We start from the raw sequence: 1,778 nt of genomic DNA, 5'->3' as shown, positions 1-1,778 counted from the left end.
CTAAAATTATCAACCAAGCGAATACGAGCCTGCAATATTTTCTCTGTTGTATTTGCCATTATATATTACCTCCTTTCTATTTCGAAGGTTTGTTTTGTTCTTCTAATATTTCCAACTCTTTATATGTAAAAGCTTTAATTATAGTCTTTTCACTTTTACTAAGCTTGTGATACTCATGAGGCAATAGATTTTTCTTATGATAGTTATAGAACATAATAAATACATCCTCGTTAGTTTCTACAAACCCTTTATTTCTTCGACCATGCTTTCCGAGTTATTAAATCCGCTTAATTGTTGTATGTGATTAGATATACTCTCTATTTCACCAGTTAATAAAAGCTTCTTTATTAATTCCTTGCTTGAAGGTACTTTAAAATGCTTTTGAAGGTCTTTATTACTAAAGAACTGTGTACCATCTTCGTTAAATACTCCACTTAGCAACATTTCCATATTCATTTTATTTTGATCTATGTCTATTTCACCTTTAGCACTTATGCTTATACAATCCTCTTGAATTTTAGTGTATTTGTCATAAGTTAACGCTTTACACATTAATTTAAATTCTCCCCCTAAAGCTTTAGATAATCTTTTAACCTCTACAACCTTAGTAGGTCTTTGTATCTGTTCTATATCTGCATTTAATAATAAATCTACTATACTCATATTTCTCACCTTTCTATAAAAAAATAGACTAGTAAACGTTAGTCCACTAGCCTTTATTAAGTTTTATTTAATTTTATATCTCGTCTATCGGAACTATATTTGTGAATGTAAAAGGCGTTTCAATCGTACCCATTGCACCAACTTCGAAATCGAATATTGTTAAGTCATCAAAAGAAACATTCTCTATCATAACTCTTTCAGCACCCATTGAGTCGGGGTCTGCTAATCCACCTATTATAGTGAATCTAGGGTCTTTACCCTCTTTTATCTGATTCCATAATAGTTTTAACATCTTAGAATCTATTTTGTGCATAGATATAGAGCCTGTACCCTTATAAGACATAACCCTAGTATGAGTTGCCATTGTTCTAGCCATTTGCACATCTTCTTTGTTAAACTCTATTCTAGCTTGGAAGCTTTTTATATTAGCTAAGTCCTCACCATCAAGTATAACTTGACCAAAAGTACCTCGCATTATTTTTCTTTCATCAAATGCCATATTCTCACCCCCTACATTATTACATTGATTACAACATCTTCTATTGCATCAAGTATTTTAACGTTTATTTGCAAGAATACCTTGTCTTTAGTGTTGTATTCTTTTATTTGCTGCTCGTTTAATTCCTCAACTTTTACACCTATAGATTTTAAGTATGCCTTTTGAGAATCTATATCTATAACAACCTCATAACCTTTATCTATTAATCCATCAAGGTATAAGCCATCAAGATAACCTCTAACCGCTCCTATAAGTACACATTTGTTTTCATATGAGTTAGCATATTTACCTATGTAATTGTCTCTTATAGTACCTCTTAAATCGTTAGATATTAAATCCATTGTATCAACTACTTTTACCTTTTGGAATAAGTCACCCTTTACTTGGCTAGTAGTAGTTAAAGAAGTTATCCCTCTACCCACTTTTATTTTTCCAAACTCTTTAAACATTACAAACTCACCGTTTGCTATCCTTGAGTTAGTAGCTTGCTTAGTTTCGTAAGGTATTTCTTTTACCTCATTAAATGGTGCATATGTACATGATATTTTTAAATCAGTACCACATATTAATCCACATATTCTAGGTAAAAATTCACTTGCATTGTAAGTCTTTTCAG

3 protein-coding genes are annotated in these 1,778 nt (G+C 31.2%); all 3 read right to left on the bottom strand.

Annotated features, from left to right (window positions below; translation table 11 throughout):
- Nucleotides 1–237: 237 nt before the first annotated feature.
- Nucleotides 238–663, bottom strand: a complete 426-nt coding sequence (locus tag ACRDBA_RS10115) for a phage tail assembly chaperone (RefSeq protein ID WP_438572802.1) — start codon at nt 661–663, stop codon at nt 238–240.
- A 73-nt stretch (nt 664–736) separates the two neighbouring features.
- Nucleotides 737–1,162 carry a phage tail tube protein gene (locus ACRDBA_RS10110; protein WP_438572801.1) on the bottom strand — a complete coding sequence of 142 codons (426 nt, stop codon included), beginning with the start codon at nt 1,160–1,162 and terminating at the stop codon, nt 737–739.
- Nucleotides 1,163–1,173: 11 nt separating this feature from the next.
- On the bottom strand, nt 1,174–1,778 hold a 605-nt coding region (locus tag ACRDBA_RS10105), incomplete at its 5' end, for a phage tail sheath C-terminal domain-containing protein (RefSeq protein ID WP_438572800.1).

It is taken from the genome of Clostridium sp. (genome assembly GCF_051654825.1).
Lineage (GTDB): Bacteria > Bacillota > Clostridia > Clostridiales > Clostridiaceae > Clostridium.
Note: the sequence above shows the minus strand (reverse complement) of the source record. Positions and strands in the feature narration are given on the sequence as shown.

Bases quoted from the DNA above. Each gene is read 5' to 3' on its own strand.
- ACRDBA_RS10115 (WP_438572802.1), bottom strand. From the start codon at position 663: ATGAGTATAGTAGATTTATTATTAAATGCAGATATAGAACAGATACAA.
- ACRDBA_RS10110 (WP_438572801.1), bottom strand. From the start codon at position 1,162: ATGGCATTTGATGAAAGAAAAATAATGCGAGGTACTTTTGGTCAAGTT.